Annotated in this window: 14 protein-coding genes; 1 reads left to right on the forward strand and 13 read right to left on the reverse strand. The window is 59.2% G+C overall.

The window, feature by feature from the left end; all coding sequences use genetic code 11:
• Window positions 1-27: 27 nt before the first annotated feature.
• From pdeM to AC3ZVB_RS15355, 11 genes are all read right to left on the reverse strand, one after another.
• Entirely contained in the window at window positions 28-693 is a 666-nt protein-coding gene (pdeM, locus tag AC3ZVB_RS15305; protein ID WP_490147005.1) for a ligase-associated DNA damage response endonuclease PdeM, read from the reverse strand.
• On the reverse strand, window positions 693-3,179 hold the full coding sequence (locus AC3ZVB_RS15310) for a ligase-associated DNA damage response DEXH box helicase (protein WP_490147006.1): 2,487 nt from the start codon (window positions 3,177-3,179) through the stop codon (window positions 693-695). The genes pdeM and AC3ZVB_RS15310 overlap by 1 nt, the downstream gene beginning before the upstream one ends.
• 200 nt (window positions 3,180-3,379) lie before the next feature.
• Window positions 3,380-4,144, reverse strand: coding sequence for an ABC transporter ATP-binding protein (locus tag AC3ZVB_RS15315; protein ID WP_162439076.1), 765 nt, complete (start codon window positions 4,142-4,144; stop codon window positions 3,380-3,382).
• 13 nt (window positions 4,145-4,157) lie between these two features.
• The gene (locus AC3ZVB_RS15320; protein ID WP_490147007.1) at window positions 4,158-5,276 is read right to left on the reverse strand and encodes a succinylglutamate desuccinylase/aspartoacylase family protein; all 1,119 of its coding nucleotides are present in this window, start codon (window positions 5,274-5,276) and stop codon (window positions 4,158-4,160) included.
• A gap of 27 nt (window positions 5,277-5,303) precedes the next feature.
• On the reverse strand, window positions 5,304-6,014 hold the full coding sequence (locus AC3ZVB_RS15325) for an ABC transporter permease (RefSeq protein WP_162439074.1): 711 nt from the start codon (window positions 6,012-6,014) through the stop codon (window positions 5,304-5,306).
• Window positions 6,011-6,739, reverse strand: a complete 729-nt coding sequence (locus AC3ZVB_RS15330) for an ABC transporter permease (RefSeq protein WP_162439073.1) — start codon at window positions 6,737-6,739, stop codon at window positions 6,011-6,013. Before AC3ZVB_RS15330 ends, AC3ZVB_RS15325 begins: the two co-directional genes overlap by 4 nt.
• Window positions 6,740-6,795: 56 nt before the next feature.
• Window positions 6,796-7,497, reverse strand: a complete 702-nt coding sequence (locus AC3ZVB_RS15335; RefSeq protein ID WP_490147065.1) for a transporter substrate-binding domain-containing protein — start codon at window positions 7,495-7,497, stop codon at window positions 6,796-6,798.
• Window positions 7,498-7,829: 332 nt separating this feature from the next.
• Window positions 7,830-9,518, reverse strand: coding sequence for an ATP-dependent DNA ligase (locus tag AC3ZVB_RS15340; protein ID WP_162439071.1), 1,689 nt, complete (start codon window positions 9,516-9,518; stop codon window positions 7,830-7,832).
• Entirely contained in the window at window positions 9,515-10,555 is a 1,041-nt protein-coding gene (locus tag AC3ZVB_RS15345; protein ID WP_490147008.1) for a ligase-associated DNA damage response exonuclease, read from the reverse strand. Before AC3ZVB_RS15345 ends, AC3ZVB_RS15340 begins: the two co-directional genes overlap by 4 nt.
• A gap of 189 nt (window positions 10,556-10,744) precedes the next feature.
• Window positions 10,745-13,195 carry a penicillin acylase family protein gene (locus tag AC3ZVB_RS15350; protein WP_490147009.1) on the reverse strand — a complete coding sequence of 817 codons (2,451 nt, stop codon included), beginning with the start codon at window positions 13,193-13,195 and terminating at the stop codon, window positions 10,745-10,747.
• 203 nt (window positions 13,196-13,398) lie between these two features.
• Window positions 13,399-14,043 (reverse strand): glutathione binding-like protein, encoded by a 645-nt coding sequence (locus AC3ZVB_RS15355; RefSeq protein WP_490147010.1) that lies wholly within the window; start codon window positions 14,041-14,043, stop codon window positions 13,399-13,401.
• A 146-nt stretch (window positions 14,044-14,189) separates the two neighbouring features.
• Here AC3ZVB_RS15355 and AC3ZVB_RS15360 point away from each other — a divergent pair, with 146 nt between their 5' ends.
• The gene (locus tag AC3ZVB_RS15360; RefSeq protein ID WP_490147066.1) at window positions 14,190-14,747 is read left to right on the forward strand and encodes a cysteine hydrolase family protein; all 558 of its coding nucleotides are present in this window, start codon (window positions 14,190-14,192) and stop codon (window positions 14,745-14,747) included.
• 183 nt (window positions 14,748-14,930) lie between these two features.
• On the opposite strand, the gene AC3ZVB_RS15365 is transcribed toward AC3ZVB_RS15360, so the two are convergent.
• The gene (locus AC3ZVB_RS15365) at window positions 14,931-15,146 is read right to left on the reverse strand and encodes an SEC-C metal-binding domain-containing protein (protein ID WP_490147011.1); all 216 of its coding nucleotides are present in this window, start codon (window positions 15,144-15,146) and stop codon (window positions 14,931-14,933) included.
• A 5-nt stretch (window positions 15,147-15,151) separates the two neighbouring features.
• Window positions 15,152-15,637 (reverse strand): LEA/WHy family protein, encoded by a 486-nt coding sequence (locus AC3ZVB_RS15370; protein WP_490147067.1) that lies wholly within the window; start codon window positions 15,635-15,637, stop codon window positions 15,152-15,154.
• Window positions 15,638-15,704: the final 67 nt, after the last annotated feature.

A 15,704-nucleotide genomic window follows, 5' to 3' on the forward strand; every position in this document is an offset into this window, starting at 1 on the left:
AAACGCTATCGAGAGCAAGTATTGCTCCTACAGGTTCGGGTTCACCGGCCATATGTCGTTATCGCCAATGACGAATATTCTGCAACTGTCATCTCGCTCGACCTGATAGCCCCCTGTAAACGCGCCAAACGCCGGCAGCAAGCTGATGGCTTCGCCGAGCCTGAAACACGCCAACCGTAAACGCTGCCGACCTCGACCGTTCAGCCGATAGACGGGATGTACGTGGCCCGCCAACACGTGTCTGTCTGGATGCGGCGTCGGCTCATGTTGTAGTGCAAACGGCCCCAGCAACAGTGGTTCTGGCACCACCCTGATGTTCAACGACTCCGGAGGATCGCCGGCACGCTTGTCGTGATTGCCCCGGATCAGCGTCATGGGCAGGTCGATGTGCCGCCTGCGCCATTGCGCCAGGGCCTCTAGCGTGGCGCTGGCATGTGAGCCGGGTCCATGGAGAAAGTCCCCAAGAAAGATCAGCTGACGACAGGGCAGGGCGGCCAGCAATTGGTCCAGCACAGCAATGTTCTGCGACGTGGTGCCTTGAGGGACGGGTTGCCCAAGGCTCCGATAAGCCGCGGCCTTGCCGAAATGCACATCTGCAATCAACAGCGCTTGTTGCGCGGGCCAGTAAATCGCCTTTTCCGGCAGCAGCCAAAGGTCTTCACCAGCGAGTCGAACGGGATAAGGCGTGCTCATCAGGCTTTCCCTGTTTGCGCGACTTTCTCCAGATCGCCGACCATGCGCCGGATACGGTCTGAGAGCTTTTCCGAACTCATGCTTTCGCGCATGCGCTCAACCAACAATGGAAATCCGAGTGGCGTGGGACGCTTGATGTGGTGCAGATCGAGCCTCAGCGCACTGATTCGTTCCAGGGTTTGCTCCAGGCGATCAACATCCAACTCCTCCCTTAGTACCTCTTCCCCGGCCTGGGCCAGCAGGAGATTGTCGGCGTCGTACTGTTTAAACACCTCGAAAAACAGCCCGCTCGACGCCTGGACCTGGCGAGTGCTTTTGGGGGCGCCCGGATAACCTGCGAACACCAGCCCGGCAATGCGCGCGATTTCACGGAAACGGCGCAAGGCCAATTCGCCGGCATTCAGGCTGGCGAGTACATCAGCCAGCAAACGCTCAGGCGTCAACAGATCGCGATTCAGGTGTTCAGACCAATCCACATAAGTGGCGCTGAGCAGTTCCAGTCCGTAATCATTGACCGCTATTGAAAATGTCACCGGCAATCGTTGACTGACCCGCCACGCCAGCAAACTCGCCAGCCCCAAGTGAACCTGACGCCCCGCGAAGGGGTAGAGGAAAAGGTGCCAGCCTTCGCGGGATTTCAACGCTTCTGCCAGCAGGCTGGTCTCGGTCGGCAACGCAGACCAGCGTTGCTGCACGTCCAGTAAGGGGCGCAATGCCTTCATTTCCGGGCCGGCAAACTCACCTTGTGCCGCCTGACTGAAGCGCATGACCACGGCATTGGCCAACTCGCTGGACAGTGGCATCCGTCCACCATTCCAGCGGGGCACCGCGGCTTTTTTAACCGTGCTGCGCTTGACGTAGGCGGTCATGTTTTCAACCCGCACCAATTCCAGCAACCGACCAGCAAACAGAAATCCGTCGCCAGGTTTGAGTCGTGCGATGAACCCTTCTTCAACACTGCCCAACTGCTTGCCACCGCCACCCTTGCTCCAGAATTTCAACTGGATGCTCGCATCGCTGACGATCGTGCCGATGCTCATGCGGTGCCGGCGCGCCAATCGTGCATCGGGGACACGCCACACCCCATGTTCATCAGGTTCGGCCCGGCGATAATCCGGGTAGGCCGTCAGAGAAAGCCCGCCATGGCGTACGAAAGCCAGCGCCCACACCCAGTCGGCCGGGCTTAGGTCGCGATAGGCCCAGGCACCGCGTACTTCTTCGTACAACTCGTCAGGCAAAAAACCGCCGCCCAGCGCCATGCTGACCAAGTGCTGCACCAGCACGTCCAGAGATTTTTGCGGAGATCGACGCGGCTCGATCCGACGTTGTGCCACCGCGTCCTGGGCGGCGGCAGCCTCAATCAATTCAAGGCTGTGGGTCGGCACCAGCGTTACGCGGGACACTCGCCCCGGCGCATGACCGGAGCGCCCCGCCCGCTGCATCAGCCGCGCTACGCCTTTGGCCGAGCCGATTTGCAGCACCCGTTCCACCGGCAGGAAGTCCACCCCCAAATCCAGGCTGGACGTGCAGACCACCGCTTTGAGCTGACCGTCCTTGAGCGCACGCTCGACCCAGTCACGGGTGTCTCGAGAGAGCGAGCTGTGGTGCAGCGCGATCAGTCCTGCCCAATCCGGTCGAGCTTCCAGCAACGCCTGATACCAGATCTCTGATTGAGCGCGGGTGTTGGTGAACACCAGGGTGCTGGGGCTCGATTCAAGTTCCTCGACCACCTGGGGCAACATCTTCAAACCGATGTGCCCGGCCCATGGAAAGCGTTCGATGGCAGGCGGTAACAGTGTGTCGATCCGCAGTTCCTTGCCGTTCTGACCTTGAACACTGATGCCGCCCCCCTGTGGGATCAGGACCTGCTCGGCGTGGGATTGATTACCCAGCGTTGCTGAAACGCCCCACACGATTAACTGCGGGTTCCAGCGGCGCAATCGAGCGAGGGCCAGTTGCAGTTGCACGCCGCGCTTGTTGCCCAGCAGTTCATGCCACTCATCCACCACTACCATGCGCAACGTCGATAACGCAGTGTGTGAATCGGCGCGGGCAAGCATCAGCGTCAAACTTTCCGGAGTGGTAATCAACGTAGTGGGCAGACGCCGGCTCTGGCGCGCGCGCTCACTGCTGCTGGTGTCGCCGGTGCGCAGGCCCACGCTCCATGGGATCTGCAAGTCCTGCAGCGGTGCTTCCAGCGCGCGCGCGGTATCGGCCGCCAATGCGCGCATAGGCGTTATCCACAGCACCGTGAGGGGTTCGGCAATCGGCTTTCGTTTGCGAGGGGTGACAACGGAAGGGGCAGTAGTGGCGTAGCGGTTAAGCGCCGCAAACCAGAGTGCATAGGTTTTCCCGGCACCGGTACTGGCGTGCAGCAAACCGCAATGGCCCTCTTTTACGGCTTTCCACACCTGTTTCTGAAAGGCGAATGGCGTCCAGCCGCGCGCGGTGAACCATTGTTTCGCGAAGTTGGTAGAGGTTCCCATGCCGACGGCGTGCGCTCTGAAAGTCTTCTTTCAGTGACCGCGGCAACGCCAGAAAGGTTTAATCACATGGCACGAACTGTAGGAGCTGCCGCAGGCTGCGATCTTTTGATCTTGATGTTCTGCGTTGTCAAAAAACACAGAGCAAAAGATCGTCCGAACGCGGCCCGAGCCTGCGGCAGCTCCTACGATGGGATCGCGAACTACTTGAGGTTGCCGCTGAGAAATTGCTTCAGCCGTTCGCTTTTCGGATTGCCGAGCACTTCGTCCGGCGCACCTTCCTCTTCCACCAGCCCTTGATGCAGAAACAGCACCTGGCTCGAGACCTTGCGGGCAAAACTCATTTCGTGGGTCACCATGATCATGGTCCGGCCTTCTTCTGCCAGGCCCTGGATCACTTTCAGCACTTCCCCTACCAGTTCAGGGTCCAGTGCCGACGTCGGTTCGTCAAACAGCATGACTTCCGGTTCCATCGCCAGCGCACGGGCAATGGCCACCCGTTGTTGCTGCCCGCCGGACAGGAACGCCGGGTATTGATCCGCCACCCGTGCCGCCAGGCCCACCTTGTCGAGGTAACGTCGGGCACGGTCTTCCGCTTCCTTCTTGTCGCAACCCAGCACACGGCGCGGGGCCATGCTGATGTTCTCAAGCACCGTCATGTGGCTCCACAGGTTGAAATGCTGGAACACCATGGCGAGGCGGGTGCGGATTTTCTGCAGTTCATCGGCATCGGCGACGTGCATGCCGTGGCGATCCTTGATCATGCGGATGGCCTGGCCGTCCAGGGTCATGGCGCCGTCGTTGGGTTGTTCGAGAAAATTGATGCAACGCAGGAAGGTACTTTTGCCCGAACCGCTGGCGCCGATCAGGCTGATGACGTCGCCAGTGTTGGCCTTGAGCGAAACACCTTTGAGCACTTCATGATCGCCATAGCTTTTATGCAGGCCTTCAATGGTCAGTTTGTACATGGGGCATGCATCCTCAAGGCGAAAGTAGATAGCCGCTGCGATAGGCTTCAGTGCCCGCGACATGGGCGATCACCATGCCCGCAGTGGCCATGCGACGCAGCGAACGGGCGTACATCAACCCGGCGGTCGCGCAATGGACGGGGGTGACGCGATCCAGGATCGGGTCAATGATTTCGGCAATCAGTTGCCCGGCTTCCAGGTATTCCCCTGGCAGCGCGGTGAACACCAGCAACCCGCCCACAGGAGTGGCCACCGGTTCGACGCCCGCCAGTGGCGTGGCGGGGTAGGGCAATTCGGGCAGTGGTGCCGGTTCACCGGCGATGGCACCGAAATGGATCAGGTAATCAAGCACTGCCTGACAATCGAGGCTGGCCAGCGGGTGATTGACGTCGCCCTGGCCGCGCAACTCGACAGTGACCGAGAAACTGCCCAAGGGGATGTCGAACTGCTCCCCGAACCGCTCCTTCAGTTGCCACCAGAGCAGGGTGAAGCACTCATCAAACGACTGGCCTCCTGAATCAGTGGCCAACAGGCTGGCTTCAGCGCCAATGTATCGAGCCAGTGGCTCGACCTGAGGCCAGGCTTCCGGCGTGGTGTAAAGGTGCGCGACCGCTTCGAAATCGCAATGCAGGTCCAGCACCATGTCGGCATCGCAGGCCAGCCGTTGCAGGGTCAGTCGCTGGGATTGCAGTTGAGTGCCGGCACTTTGTCGCGCCAGCGCTTGGCGCAGGCTGCGGCGAATAACTTTCAGGTTGTGCTGCGGATCATCGCCGAGCAGGCCTTCGATTTCATTGCCGACTTCTTCGCTTAAATCGACGAACCAGCGGTTGAAGTTCTGACCGCTCTCCAGCTCGTAGCGACCCAGCGGCACGTCCATCAGCACCTGCTCGAGGCCCACCGGATTGGCGACGGGCACCAATACGATCTCACTGCGCAGGCGGCCAGCGGCTTCCAGCTCCGCCAGTCGCTGCTTGAGATGCCAGGCCACCAGCATGCCGGGCATTTCGTCCGCATGCAGGGAGGACTGGATGTAGACCTTGCCGTTGGCCGATGAAGGACCGAAATGGAAGCTGTGAATCTGTCGCGCGGTCCCGGGCAGTGGGGCCAGCAAGTCATGTATCTGGTGGCGCATTTGCTTTTATGTCCTGAAACAGGCGAGCTAGTGGGTCGGCCCGAGGAAGGCCAGCCAGCGGCGTTCAGCGAGACGGAACAGGCCGACCAGCGCAAAGGTTACGGTCAGGTAGATCAGCGCAGCGATGCCAAACGACTGGAAGGTCAGGAAGGTCGCCGAGTTGGCGTCCCGAGCCACTTTCAGTACATCCGGAATGGTTGCGGTGAAGGCCACCGTTGTCGAGTGCAGCATCAGGATCACTTCGTTGCTGTAATAAGGCAACGAACGGCGCAGGGCCGAAGGCATGATCACGTAGGCATACAGCTTCCAGCCGGTCAGGCCGTAGGCTTTGGCCGCTTCGACTTCACCGTGGTTCATGCTGCGAATCGCCCCGGCAAAAATCTCCGTGGTGTACGCGCAGGTATTCAAGGCGAAGGCCAGGATCGTGCAGTTCATCGCATCGCGAAAGAACGCATCCAGTACCGGTTGAGCGCGGATCGCGGCGAGGCTGTAAATGCCGGTGTAGCAGATCAGCAGCTGGATATAGAGCGGTGTACCGCGGAACAGGTAGGTATAGAACTGCACCGGCCAGCGCACGAAAGCGTTGGGCGAGACCCTGGCGATGGACAGCGGAATCGATACCAGAAAGCCGATGAAGATCGATGCGCTGAGCAGCCACAGGGTCATGGCCAGGCCAGTGATGTGGTAGCCGTCACTGTAAAGGAACGGTCTCCAGTATTCCTGCAGGAGCTCGATCATCGTACGGCCTCCCGGGAACCGGCGGCGTAGCGACGTTCAAGCCAGCGAAGGACGATGTTGGAAGCACTGGTGATCAGCAGGTAGATCACCGCGGCGAGCACCAGGAAGTAAAACAGTTGGTAGGTGCTTTTACCGGCGTCCTGGGCAGCCTTGACCAGATCAGCCAGACCAATGATCGACACCAGCGCGGTGGCCTTGAGCATCACCATCCAGTTGTTGCCGATGCCCGGCAACGCAAAACGCATCATTTGCGGAAACACCACGATCCAGAAACGCTGGCCACGCTTGAGGCCATAGGCAGTCGCCGCTTCGATCTGGCCCCGCGGGACCGCGAGAATCGCACCTCGGAAGGTTTCGGTGAAGTACGCGCCATAAATGAAGCCCAGGGTAATGACCCCGGCACTGAACGGGTTGATCTCGATGTATTCCCATTCCATGAAATCGGTAAACGACGTCAACCAGGTTTGCAGGCTGTAGAAGATCAACAGCATCAGCACCAGGTCCGGCACGCCGCGAATCAGCGTGGTGTAGAGCTGGGCCGGGACGCGCACCAGTTTGACTTTCGACAGCTTGGCACTGGCGCCGAGCAGGCCGAGCAACACGGCCACCAGCAACGACAACACCGATAATTTGATGGTCATCCAGGTGCCTTCCAACAGCAACGGACCGAAGCCCTTGAGGCTGAAGGCGGAGAGCCCCAGGTTTTGTAAGAGGTTTTCGAACATAAATCAGCAACCTGATCAGGTAGAAAAAGCGCCCATCGCGAGATGGGCGCCGGGCATTATTTGCCGCTGTACAGATTCAGATCGCCAAAGTGTTTCTTCTGAATGGTGGCATAGGTGCCATCGTCGTGTAACGCTTTGATACCTTTATCCAAAAGCGCCTTCAGGTCTTTGTTACCTTTCGAGATACCAATAGCCGTTTTGGCTGGCAGCAGTTCGCTGTCAACTGGCTTGCTGATTTCGTAATCGGTGCCCTTAGGCGACTTCAGGAAGCCCAATTCGGCCTGCAGCATGTCCTGAATGCCGGCATCGAGACGACCGGAGGTCAGATCGGAATACACCTGATCCTGATTCTGATAGGCCTGGGTTTTCACGCCAGCCTTGTCCAGAACGGCTTTGGCATAGGCTTCCTGGATAGTGCCTTGCTCGTAGCCGACGGTTTTCCCCTTCAGCGAAGCGACGTCTGCAGTGATGCCAGAACCCTTTTTGAATACATAGGCGGTCGGACCGGAGAACAGTTCGCTGGAGAAGTCGATGACCTTTTCGCGAGCCGGGGTAACGGTCATCGAAGAAATCACACCGTCGAATTTGTTGGCTTTCAGGCCCGGAATCATGCCGTCGAAGTCACTTTCGACCCATTTGCACTTGACCTTCAGTTCGGCGCAGATCGCGTTCCCCAGATCGATATCAAAGCCCACCAGGTTGCCGTCGGCCGCTTTCGACTCAAACGGTGCGTAGGAAGGGTCAACGCCAAAACGCAGCTCCTTGTATTCCTAGGCCATGGCGGAACCGGCCGCCATGCACAATGCCAGTGCAGAAAGGGTCATTAATGCTTTTTTCATTATTCAATCCCTAAAAACCAATTTGAGCGCTCGTGGCGCAAATGAATTGTTACTGCAAAGCGTAAGACCTAAAGAAAGTAGCAATTTCTGAACCACACTGCCGAACAAGTGTTTTAAAAGGCGTTCAGTGAGATGCCAGGAGGGCGTTTGCGCACGGAAATGGGCATGAGTTATTACCCGCACCAAATCAGATCAGCGAACGAAAATCTGTAAGAAGGGAGGTTAAGCTCGCTGATCTGAACAGCTAACGCTCAGCCCAAGAGATCTTGCAAGGTGGCCAGATTGTCAGCCTCATCCACCGACTTGTCCCGGCGCCAGCGCAGCATTCTCGGAAACCGCACGGCAATCCCGCTCTTGTGCCGCTTCGACAGGGCAATCCCCTCGAATCCCAGCTCAAACACCAGGCTCGGTTTTACGCTGCTCACCGGACCGAACTTCTCCACCGTGGTCTTGCGCACAATGCTGTCGACCTGACGCATTTCTTCATCGGTCAAGCCTGAGTACGCCTTGGCGAAGGGCACCAGCGTGCGCTCGCTCGCATCGGCGGGACCGTCCCAGACGGCGAAGGTGTAATCGCTGTACAAACTGGCCCGGCGGCCATGGCCGCGTTGCGCGTAAATCAGCACCGCATCGACGCTGTATGGGTCGACTTTCCACTTCCACCAGACCCCCATGTCCTTGGTTCGGCCAACCCCGTACAGGGCATCCCGGGCTTTGAGCATCATGCCTTCGACGCCCAGGCTGCGCGAAGCTTCCCGTTGCCTGGCGAGGTCGAACCAGTCGTCGCCCGTTAGTACCGGCGAGGCGAGCAATACCGGGCTATCGCAGTCGGCAATCACTTGATCCAACCGGGCTCGACGCGCGGCCTGCGGTTGGTTGCGCCAGTCCTCGCCGGCCCATTCCAGCAGGTCGTAAGCGAGCACGACCACAGGCACCTCATCGAGTATTTTCTTGCCCAGGGTTTTACGACCGATGCGCTGTTGCAACAAAGCGAAAGGTTGCACCGACGGGGAGGTGGGCGCTTGTGGGTCAAATGCATCTTCAGTGTCGACTGGCGCGGCTTTCCAGGCGACGATTTCTCCGTCGATCACCGTGCCGTCGGGCAAGCCGTGAACCAGGCTGTCGAGTTCGGGAAAGCGTTCGGTGACCAATTCTTCACCGCGAGACCAGATCCACAGTCGACCTTCGCGCTTGACCACCTGCGCGCGGATGCCATCCCATTTCCATTCCACTTGCCATTGGCTGGCTGGGCCGAGCAATGCTTCGAATTGCTCGACCGGTTGCGACAGTGCATGTGCGAGGAAAAACGGATACGGCTGACCGCCACGCTGCGCGTGTTCATCGGTTGATTCAGGGGCAATCAACTTCAAGTAGCTGGCCGCGCTGGGGCGGTTGGACAGGTCTGTGTAACCCACAAGACGCTGGGCAACGCGCTTGCTGTCCAAGTGCGCCATTGATGCCAGGGCGCGGGTGACCAGCAGCTTGGACACGCCGACACGAAAACTGCCCGTGATCAGTTTGATGCACAGCATCAGGCTTGACCGGTCCAGCTGCGACCACAGTGTGGGCAGTTGTTCGGCGAGCACTTCAGGTGACTCACCGCGCAATGGCAGGAGTTTTTTTTCGATCCACACCGCGAGTCCGTCATCGGAGCTATGAACGGCTTCGGGCAAGACCAGTGAGATGGTTTCCGCCATATCGCCAACGGCCTGATAACTCTCTTCGAACAACCAGGGCGACAGCCCGGAGAAAGCGACCGCCAACTCGCGCAGGATTCGCACAGGGACCAATTGACGAGGTCGCCCACCGGACAGGAAGTAAACCGCCCACGCGGCGTCTTCCGGTGCAGCCTGGGCAAAGTAGTGCTGCATCGCGGCCAGTTTGGCGTTGCTCGACGTCGTGGCATCGAGTTCGGCATACAACTGCGCAAAGGCTTTCATGGCAGCACCTCGGCACTTGCGGTCTCAGTTTCAGTGGGGTTGAGTTCTTCCTCATCGTCGCCGTATTCCGTGCTGAAGCCCTGGGCGTCGAGACCCTGTTCGCGTAAATGGCGGACCAGCACGGCGACCGAGCCATGGGTGACCATGACCCGTTGCGCGCCAGTCTGTTCGATGGCCCACAGCAGCCCCGGCCAGTCCGCGTGATCGGAAAGCACAAAACCACGATCAACTCCGCGCCGCCGTCGGGTTCCGCGCAAGCGCATCCAGCCACTGGCGAAGCCGTCACTGTAGTCACCGAAGCGGCGCATCCACGTACTGCCCCCGGCCGACGGCGGCGCGATGACCAGCGCCTTGCGCATGATCGGGTCACTTTTCTTGATGTCCCCGGCATAAAGGGTCGGCGGAATGTACACGCCACTTTCGCGGTACACGCGGTTCAGGGGTTCCACCGCACCATGGGTCAGAATCGGACCCAGGCTGGCGTCGATGCCATGGAGAATCCGTTGCGCCTTGCCGAACGAGTAGCAGAACAGCACGCTGGCCTTGTTCTCGGCGGCATTGGCTTGCCACCACTGATTGATCTCGGCAAACACCTGAGCCTGAGGTTGCCAGCGATAGATGGGCAGGCCGAAGGTGGATTCGGTGATGAAGGTGTGGCAGCGCACCGGTTCGAAAGGCGCACAGGTGCCATCGGGCTCGATTTTGTAGTCCCCCGACGCGACCCACACCTCGCCGCCGTACTCGAGACGCACCTGGGCCGAGCCGAGTACATGGCCTGCGGGGTGAAAACTCAGGGTGACGCCGTGGTGCAACAGGCGCTCGCCATACGCCAGGGTTTGTAAACTGATGTCTTGTCCCAGGCGCGCTCGCAAAATCCCTTCGCCAGGTGCAGCGGCCAGGTAATGTTCATTGCCGGTGCGGGCGTGATCACCGTGGGCATGGGTGATGACTGATCGTTCTACGGGGCGCCAGGGGTCAATGTAGAAATCCCCGGCGGGGCAGTACAGGCCTTCGGGGCGGGCGATAACAAGGTCCATGTCTGTGACCAAAATGGAGGGACTTGTTAGCTATGAGGATGGGGCGGGGCTGGAAGTTCTATCAAAATGCTATTAGCCAAAAATAATCCTGTGTAGGCGTGAGCCTGCTCGCGATAGCGGTACATCAGCCATTCATTCGGTGGCTGATAGACCGCTATCGAGAGCAGGCTCGCTCCTACAGGGGTTGCGTTATTTCCCGGGCGTCAGCGTCAACCGCGTCTTCCCGTACACCTTGTCAAAGTTCTGCGGTTGCAGGGGCAAACTCATGTATTGCCCCTTGAGCCACGGATCAATGCTGTTGAGGTAGTTCGGGCTCGCCGGATTGCCGGACTGCCCGGTGCCGTTCTGGCCCATCAGCGGTTCAGCCTGGCCGAAATCGACGATGAAGCGCATGGACGGTGCCAGCGTGGTGTTGAAATCCTGGCCCCACGCAAACGCCGAGGTGTTCAGCGTGGTGTGATCACCGCCGGCGGCGAGTGGACCGCGGACAGTCTGGCCGCTGGCGTTTTTCCATTCATAACCGTGCAACTTGCCCCATTGCCAGGCCTTGTGATCAGCGCCCAGCAGACTGTCGCCAGCCGTGATGGCCGCGGCGAGGCTGCGGGCGAGGATTGCTGGTTTGTCTTCCTTCTGCGGTGTCCGGGCGTCATCCCAGAACGGACTGTCCTCGCGTCCCAACAGATGATCGGCCTGCGCCGCGTAGGACAGCTTGCCGTTGGCGATAAACGCCTTCCATGCCGGGCTGCTTTCCGGGCCCAATTCGTCGAGGAAAATCTGCTTCGTGCTTTCCTGCAGGAACAACTCGTAAATCGCCGCGTCGGCGGACGTCGGGCTGAGCTTGCCGTCAAATGCCATCAGGCGGGTATAGGCCTCGCGGGCTTTATCTTTGTCTGCTGCGGGCAACGCTTCGATGGCCTGCTTGAGCGGCTGGGACATGCCTGGCGCGGCAAACATTTTCTTCAGTTTGGCGGCGAAGGTGGTGGTCTGGTCGTATTGCATGGCGATCAGGCTACGCGTGTCGTGTTTGCCTGCGTTGGCCAATTCAGCCATGCGTTCGCCACGTTCAGGGGCCGACCAGGAGTTGGACAACTGCATCCCGTAGCCATGGGGAATGACGCGCTGGTTTGCAGTACCGAGCCAACCCTGGGCCGGATCCTGATCGTAGGGGTGGAGCATCGGGTCGGCATAACCGTCCCAATCGTAACGACCTTCCCAGCCTGGCGATGGCAGCAGGCCTTCGCCTTCGCGGCGGTTTGGATAACGGCCGGTGACTTGCCAACCGATGTTACTGGCGTCGGCGAAGACCAGGTTCAGGGCAATGGCGCGGATTTCACGACTGGCGTCCGAGGCTTTCTCGACATTCTGCGCCCGGGACAAGTCGAAAAACGCGTCCAGGCTCTTATCGTCGGTGAAGTTCGGCGTCTGCAACGCCAGGCCGAAACCGTTGGCCAGTGTGGTGCCTCGGGCACTGTTGAGCAGCGGGCCGTGACGGGTTTCGTACACCGCTTCGCGAACAGGCCGCTGGCCTTTGACGAAGTAGGTTTCGTTGCGAACGATCACGGGCTGCCATTTGCCGCCAGCCTCGTAGGTGAGACCGTTGCCCTGGCGTTTGATTTTTTCCAGGAACAGGTCCTGGTTGTCGCCCATGACCGTGGTCATGCTCCACGCCACTTTGCCGTTGAAACCGCCAAGCACCATCGGCAACCCGGCGATGGTCACGCCAGAGGCCTGGTATTTCGGGGCGCGAATCTGCACGTAACTGAACAACGACGGCACACCCAGTGGTCCATGGCTATCGCTCGCCAAAAGGCTCTTGCCGCTGCGGCTACGTTGCGGGGCGATTGCCCAGTTGTTCGATGAGGTGGCACCGAGCAAATTCAGGTCCGAGAGTTGCGCCGTGGCTTTGCTGATGTCGGCGAGTCCCGGAATTTGCCCGTCGAGCTTGATGCCCTGGAGCTTTTCGGCTTCGGCGACCGGCAGCTTTTCGTCGGGCGCAGACGGCGTCAGCCATGCCAGCTTGTCGGTGGTGACGGTCTGGGCCAGCATCAGCGAGGAAATCTCCTCCGGCAGGTTGGCCGATTGGCTGAAGTTCAGCAGGCAGAAAATCAGCGCGGAATCTTCCGGTTGCCAGTACTCAGGCTTGTAGCCCGTGGCGGCGAGGTCCGCCGGCAGCTTGTCGCGGTAGCGGAACAGGTAGGCGTTGACGCCCCGGGCGTAGACTTCAAAGAAGCGCTTGAGGCGCGGTGAAGACGCTTTGTACAACTCGCCCGCGCTTTTCTTCAGGTTGACGGCACGCATGTAGCGGTCGGCGTCCAGCAAGTCCGCACCGGACATTTCCGCCATACGGCCCTGCGCCAGCAGCCTCAGAGTGACCATTTGCGTGATGCGGTCGCTGGCATGCACATAACCGAGGGCGAACAGTGCGTCGTGGAAGCTGTTGCTTTCGATCAACGGCATGCCCATGGCATTGCGGCGTACCGACACGTTTTGCGCCAGGCCCTTGAGCGGCTGCACGCCAGTGGTGGGCGGGAGGGTGTCCTGCGTGTTGAAGGTCTGACAACCGGTCAGGCTCAGAACACCGGCCACTGCTGCGGCAACGCCGAACCGGGGAAGAAAATGAGTAAGGGCTGGCGAGGCCATGGCAAAGCTCCTGCGGGGTGGTAACGCAATAAAGTCGCTACGTTAGTGAGCAGGAGGTGGGCGCGCAAGCGGGGTGAAAGGTTATTTCAGGATTTGTCCGCTAAACGTGAATGATCGCAGCTTGCGGCAACTTCTACAGATGTCCATCGAGATACTGTAGGAGCTGCCGCAGGCTGCGATCTTTTGATCTTGATGTGTCTACATCAGGATTTTGGTGGATTGACCTTGGCCACCAACGCATAGGCTTTCACCGTCGCTGGCCGCCCCTGAATGTGGTTGAACCAGCGCAGTACGTTCGGGAAGTCCTCCAGGTTCTGGCTCTGCCATTTGTGGGACACGATCCACGGATAGATCGCCATGTCGGCAATGCTGTACTCCTCGCCGGCGACAAAGGCGTTGTTGGCCAACTGCTTGTCGAGTACGCCATACAACCGCGCGGTTTCGTCGATATAGCGCTTGATCGCGTAGGGGATTTTTTCCGGGGCGAACTGGCTGAAGTGATGGTTTTGCCCCGCCATCGGTCCCAGACCGCCCATCTGCCAGAACAACCATTGCAACGCTTGCTGGCGGCCGCGCAAGTCTTTGGGCAGGAACTTGCCGGTTTTCTCTGCCAGGTACAGCAGGATTGCACCGGACTCGAACAGCGCCAACGGCTCACCGCCATCGGTCGGCTCATGATCGACGATCGCGGGGATCTTGTTGTTTGGGGCGATTTTCAGGAATTCGGGTTTGAATTGATCGTTCTGGCTGATGTTGATCGGGTACACGTCGTACGGCAGGCCGGCTTCTTCCAGGAAAATCGAAATCTTGTGGCCGTTGGGTGTGGTCCAGTAATACAGGTCGATCATGGAGTACTCCAAATCAAGGGACGTCGTTAGGGGCGAACGGCAACCGCTGGCATTAGGTCGTCCTGTCTGCGTTCGATGGCTTGCCTGTAAGAGGAAGTGATGCTCAAGTGCGTGAAATTCAATGACCCAGTGTGAGAAAAGTCGGCATGGAGCTTAAGACGAACGCAGCACTCATCATCATCGATCAGCAAAAAGGCATCCTGGAGCCCCGACTCGGTCCTCGCAACAACCCTCACGCCGAGGAGCGGATGCTTGCGTTGTTGGGCCATTGGCGTCGCACGGGTCGCCCGGTCGTTCACGTGCAACATCTGTCGCGCTCGCCGGATTCGGTTTTCTGGCCGCAGCAATCGGGCGTGGAGATTCAGGCACGGTTCGAACCTGCAGCCGGCGAACGGCTGATTCAAAAGCAGGTGCCGGACGCGTTTTGCGCGACGGGGCTGGAAGCGAGTTTGCGCCAGGAGGGGATCGAACAGTTGGTGATTGTGGGCGTGGCGACGAATAACTCGGTGGAGTCTACGGCGCGTACGGCCGGTAACCTGGGGTTTGACGCATGGGTGGCGGAGGATGCGTGCTTCACATTCGACAAGGCTGATTATTTTGGCAAGGCGCATTCCGCCGAAGAAGTGCACGCGATGTCGCTGGGGAATCTGCATGGGGAATATGCGACGGTGGTGAGCACCGGGCAAATCCTGATGAACACCTGAGCCTTGAACCTCTGTGGGAGCAAAGCTTGCTCGCGATAGCCGCACCGCGATCAATCAGATAGACCGGATCTCTTCCATCGCGAGCAAGCTTTGCTCCTACAAGGGCATAGATCCAATGTGGGCGCGAGCCTGCTGGCGAAGGCGGTTCAACAGGCGATAGGGAATATCGCCCGGAACTTCACATCAAGCGCCGTGGCACTTCTTGAATTTCTTGCCATTGCCGCATGGGCAAGGATCGTTGCGGCCCACGTCTTTCAGGGCGTTGCGCACAGGCTCCTGTTGAGCGTGGCCGCAGTTCGGGCCGTGTACATGGCCATGGTCGTGATCATGGTGGTCGTGATGGGCATGATCGTGATCGTGGTTGCAGTCTGGGCCATGAACGTGGGGTTGCTGGGTCATCGGGTTTACTCCGGAATTAAATCGGCGGGGATTATCACGCCATTGCGCGCAACGTGCACGTAGTGCGCGATGAATAAACCGGTTTCCAGCTCTCCTTCCAGACGATAGGGGATAGGGTGGTCGGGTTTTTCCAGCATTTTCACCACATCGCGGATCTTCGGCCAAAGATTGGTGCGGATCGGCACCTTGAAGTAAGCGCTTCGTTTTGGACCGACCGTAAACCAGTGCTCGTTCTCGCCTTCAGTCAGCAACATGTCGCCCAAATGAATGCGGTACTCAAGGCTTCGGACCGTCAGGTCACTGTCGTTGGGGTTATCAACGCGAAAGTGCAGCAGGAATTTTTGCTCCAGCAGCTTGGCCCGGATGACTTCAACTTTGACCAGATGCAACTGGGGCTCGGGCTCATCATCGCCGAACCATGACGCACAGCCGCCGAGCCCGAGCGCAAGACTCAGCGTCACCAAGTAGAGTACGAGTCGCCGGGTGATCATGGTTGTGTGTCTCCTTGAGCTTGAAACAACCGCCAAACCTGCGAACACGTCCTGTAGCAGCTGCCGA

The sequence above is a fragment of the Pseudomonas sp. MDV22-iso1 genome (genome assembly GCF_058145095.1).

Excerpts from the sequence above, each read along its gene's own strand:
- AC3ZVB_RS15340 (WP_162439071.1), bottom strand. The coding sequence starts at position 9,518 with ATGAAAGCCTTTGCGCAGTTGTATGCCGAACTCGATGCCACGACGTCG.
- pdeM (WP_490147005.1), bottom strand. The coding sequence starts at position 693 with ATGAGCACGCCTTATCCCGTTCGACTCGCTGGTGAAGACCTTTGGCTG.
- AC3ZVB_RS15365 (WP_490147011.1), bottom strand. The coding sequence starts at position 15,146 with ATGACCCAGCAACCCCACGTTCATGGCCCAGACTGCAACCACGATCAC.
- AC3ZVB_RS15315 (WP_162439076.1), bottom strand. The coding sequence starts at position 4,144 with ATGTACAAACTGACCATTGAAGGCCTGCATAAAAGCTATGGCGATCAT.
- AC3ZVB_RS15310 (WP_490147006.1), bottom strand. The coding sequence starts at position 3,179 with ATGGGAACCTCTACCAACTTCGCGAAACAATGGTTCACCGCGCGCGGC.
- AC3ZVB_RS15355 (WP_490147010.1), bottom strand. The coding sequence starts at position 14,043 with ATGATCGACCTGTATTACTGGACCACACCCAACGGCCACAAGATTTCG.
- AC3ZVB_RS15325 (WP_162439074.1), bottom strand. The coding sequence starts at position 6,014 with ATGATCGAGCTCCTGCAGGAATACTGGAGACCGTTCCTTTACAGTGAC.
- AC3ZVB_RS15370 (WP_490147067.1), bottom strand. The coding sequence starts at position 15,637 with ATGATCACCCGGCGACTCGTACTCTACTTGGTGACGCTGAGTCTTGCG.
- AC3ZVB_RS15345 (WP_490147008.1), bottom strand. The coding sequence starts at position 10,555 with ATGGACCTTGTTATCGCCCGCCCCGAAGGCCTGTACTGCCCCGCCGGG.
- AC3ZVB_RS15330 (WP_162439073.1), bottom strand. The coding sequence starts at position 6,739 with ATGTTCGAAAACCTCTTACAAAACCTGGGGCTCTCCGCCTTCAGCCTC.
- AC3ZVB_RS15360 (WP_490147066.1), top strand. The coding sequence starts at position 14,190 with ATGGAGCTTAAGACGAACGCAGCACTCATCATCATCGATCAGCAAAAA.
- AC3ZVB_RS15350 (WP_490147009.1), bottom strand. The coding sequence starts at position 13,195 with ATGGCCTCGCCAGCCCTTACTCATTTTCTTCCCCGGTTCGGCGTTGCC.
- AC3ZVB_RS15320 (WP_490147007.1), bottom strand. The coding sequence starts at position 5,276 with ATGCGCCACCAGATACATGACTTGCTGGCCCCACTGCCCGGGACCGCG.